This window comes from Streptomyces katrae, from assembly GCF_000966975.1.
Classification (GTDB): Bacteria; Actinomycetota; Actinomycetes; order Streptomycetales; family Streptomycetaceae; genus Streptomyces; species Streptomyces katrae.
Window position 1 is genome coordinate 1 of the sequence record NZ_JZWV01001303.1, and the last position, 3,001, is coordinate 3,001.

The following is a 3,001-nucleotide window of genomic DNA, read 5'->3' on the forward strand; positions in this document are numbered from 1 at the left end:
ACGAGGATCTCCAGCTCGCGCTTGAACGCGGGCTTGTGGTCCTCCTCCTCTTCGAGCTTGTACTCGGAGAACAGACCCGCCTCGATGCGCTTGGCGAGCTCGACCTCCTGCTCGGCGTTGAGCAGCGGCACCTTTCCGATGAGCTTGAGGTAGTCCTTGACCGGGTCGGCGGTGGCGCCGGCCACCATCACCGTCTGCGCCGGGGCGTCGTCCTCGTCCTCGTCGGACAGCACGAAGCCCTGGCCGCCCGCCTTGGGGGCCTCCTCCTCGGTCTCGTCGGCGAGGTCCTCGACGGCCCAGTCCTCACCCTCGACGACCGGGTTCTCGGCGTCGTCGGCGTCCTTGGCGGTCGTCTTCTTCGCGGCGGTCTTCTTGGTGGCCGTGGCCTTCTTGGCCGCGGTCTTCTTGACCGTGCGCTTCTTGGGCTCGGCGGCGGCCTCGGCCGACACCTCCTCCGCGGCGGCGGCCGACGGAGCGGATATCGCCGCGGCGGCGGCCGGGGCGGCGGCGACCGATGCCTTGCGCGCGCCGATGGGGCGCGGCGCGGCGGCCGCCTTCTTGGTCACGGTGCGGGCCGGGGCGGCGGCTGCCTTGCGGGGCTTCTTGGCAGGAGCCTTCGTGGCGGGGGCGGCGCTGACGTGGAGGGCGACACCCTCCTCGTCCAGGACCTGGTTCAGGCTGCGCAGGACCCGCTTCCACTGGTCCACCGGGATGCGGCCGGCCTCGAAGGCCTGGCGCACATCGTCACCGTTGATGTGACCCTGCTCGCGGCCGCGCTCGACGAGCGCGACGAGGGCCTCCGATTCGGCGATCTCCGGAGGGAACGTACGGGACGGGCTGAGCGACACAAGGAGCCTCTCGTTGCGAACAGATAAGGGTGGGCGGAATCATCGCGCGGACTCGGGAAACAGTCCCCAGGGGGGCTGTATTCCGGGGCCGCGCGAGGACACCTGTCGGTTCATCGGCTGCCCGAGTCGATTCGTTACGCGCTGAATTGAGTGACCTGCGCCACGCTGTGTCCGGGCAACCGTTCCGGCGTGGATCCGTCCGCGCCGGACCCGTGCCGGATCCGTGCCGCGCGCGCACGCCCCCGCATCAGTCCGGCTTGCGGGCCTCGATGAGGAAACGGGCGGTGTGCGCGACGAACGGGCCCTCCCGCTCGATCCGTTCGTGGAGCTCGCGCAGCCGGTCCCGGTAGTGCCCGACCGTGAAGCCGGGAACCATCCAGATCACCTTCCTCAAGAAGTAGATCACGGCTCCGATGTCGTGGAACTCCGTACGCAGCCGCTCGGAGCGCAGGTCGACCACCTCCAGGCCCGCCTTCCGCGCGTCGGCCACCGCGTCGTCGGGGTGCCGGGCGCGCCGGACCTCCTCCGGCTGCGGGCCGAGGAAGTACTCGACGAGCTCGAAGACGCTCGCCGGGCCGACCTGCTGCGAGAAGTACGTGCCGCCCGGGGTCAGCACCCGGGCGATCTCCTCCCACCAGATGGTCACCGGGTGCCTGCTGGCCACCAGCTCGAAGGCATCGGAGCCGAACGGCAGCGGCGGCTCGTCGGTGTCGGCGACCACCACGGCGCCCAGCGGGTGCAGCAGCCGGGTCGCCTTCTCGATGTTCGGCGGCCAGGACTCCGTGGCGGCCGTCAGCGGCGGCAGCGGGCCCGCCCCCGCCAGGACCTCGCCGCCGCCCGTCTGGATGTCCAGGGCGGAGCGGACCCGGGCCAGGCGCTCGGCCAGCATCCCCTGGTAGCCCCAGGAGGGCCGCTGCTCGGTGGCCCGGCCGTCGAGCCAGGAGAAGTCCCAGCCGTCCACCGACACGGATTCCGCCTCGGCGACGAGATGGTCGAAGGTGCGCGTCATGTCTCGATCGTCCCAGGACGGGCGCGGGTCATCCACCGGATAACCGGACCGGACGGGGTCGACTACAGTGGGAGCAGGGCCGTGACTGGCGTTCGGGTGGATCACCACCGGGGAGCGGCCCGGCGTACGCACCTCCCCGTACGTCGACTGCCGCGCGCCTGGGCGAACCGCGATCAGCGAACAGCGATCCGCAGCGACGTTCAGGAGACCCCGTGACGACTGCCCCCTCGGCCACCGCCCAGCTCATGGACGGCACCGCCCTCGCCCGCCGCATCTCCGAGGAGACCGCCGCCCTCGCGGCGAAGATCACCGAGCGCACCGGCACCGCCCCCTGCCTGGCCACCGTCCTGGTCGGCGAGGACCCCGCGTCCGTGACCTACGTGCGCATGAAGCAGAACCGCTGCACCAAGGCCGGGATCACCTCCCGGCACGTGGCGCTGCCGGCCGAGACCACCACCGAGGAGCTCGTCGCCACGATCACGGCCCTCTCCGAGGACCCGGAGATCAGCGGCATCCTGCTCCAGCACCCGGTCCCGCACCACATCGACGAGCGGGCCGCCTTCGAGGCCATCGCCCCCGGCAAGGACGTCGACGGGGTCACCATGCACTCCTTCGCCGCCATGGGCTTCGGCCTGCCCGGCTTCGTCTCCTGCACCCCCGGCGGCATCATGCGCCTGCTCGCCGAGTACGACGTGGACCTCACCGGCAAGCACGCCGTCGTGGTCGGCCGCAGCGCGATCCTGGGCAAGCCCGCCGGGATGCTGCTGCTGGAGCAGAACGCCACCGTCACCTACTGCCACTCCCGCACCCAGGACCTGTCTTCGATCGTCCGCCAGGCCGACGTGCTGGTCGCCGCCGTCGGCAAGGCCGAGTTCATCCGGGGCGAGGACATCAAGCCGGGCGCGGTCGTCCTGGACGCCGGCTACAACGAGGGCAACGTCGGCGACGTCCACTTCGAGTCGGCCGCCGCCCGGGCCTCCCTGATCACCCCGGTGCCCGGCGGTGTGGGCCCCATGACCATCGCGGTCCTGCTGGAGCAGACCGTCCACGCCGCGGCCGCCCAGGCCGGCCTGGACCTCGCGGACCTCTGAGCCCGCCCGGCTCCCGCGCCCCGCGAGCGCCCCGGCCCCCTGCGGTCCGGGGC

3 protein-coding genes and 1 riboswitch are annotated in these 3,001 nt (G+C 72.0%); of the genes, 1 reads left to right on the top strand and 2 read right to left on the bottom strand.

From position 1 onward, the window contains the following. Both VR44_RS36440 and VR44_RS36445 read right to left on the bottom strand, forming a co-directional pair. A partial coding sequence (locus VR44_RS36440; RefSeq protein ID WP_045951949.1) for a sigma-70 factor domain-containing protein occupies window positions 1-848 on the bottom strand: 848 nt, incomplete at its 3' end. Window positions 849-1,095: 247 nt separating this feature from the next. Further along, window positions 1,096-1,857 carry a class I SAM-dependent methyltransferase gene (locus VR44_RS36445; RefSeq protein WP_045951950.1) on the bottom strand — a complete coding sequence of 254 codons (762 nt, stop codon included), beginning with the start codon at window positions 1,855-1,857 and terminating at the stop codon, window positions 1,096-1,098. A 71-nt stretch (window positions 1,858-1,928) separates the two neighbouring features. Continuing rightward, window positions 1,929-2,028, top strand: a riboswitch (ZMP/ZTP riboswitch). A 74-nt stretch (window positions 2,029-2,102) separates the two neighbouring features. On the opposite strand from VR44_RS36445, the gene VR44_RS36450 reads away from it, so the two are divergent. Beyond that, entirely contained in the window at window positions 2,103-2,948 is an 846-nt protein-coding gene (locus VR44_RS36450; protein ID WP_045951951.1) for a bifunctional 5,10-methylenetetrahydrofolate dehydrogenase/5,10-methenyltetrahydrofolate cyclohydrolase, read from the top strand. Window positions 2,949-3,001 lie beyond the last annotated feature (53 nt).

What these genes read in the sequence shown, in the direction of transcription:
- VR44_RS36445 (WP_045951950.1), bottom strand. Translation starts at nt 1,857, where the DNA reads ATGACGCGCACCTTCGACCATCTCGTCGCCGAGGCGGAATCCGTGTCG.
- VR44_RS36450 (WP_045951951.1), top strand. Translation starts at nt 2,103, where the DNA reads ATGGACGGCACCGCCCTCGCCCGCCGCATCTCCGAGGAGACCGCCGCC.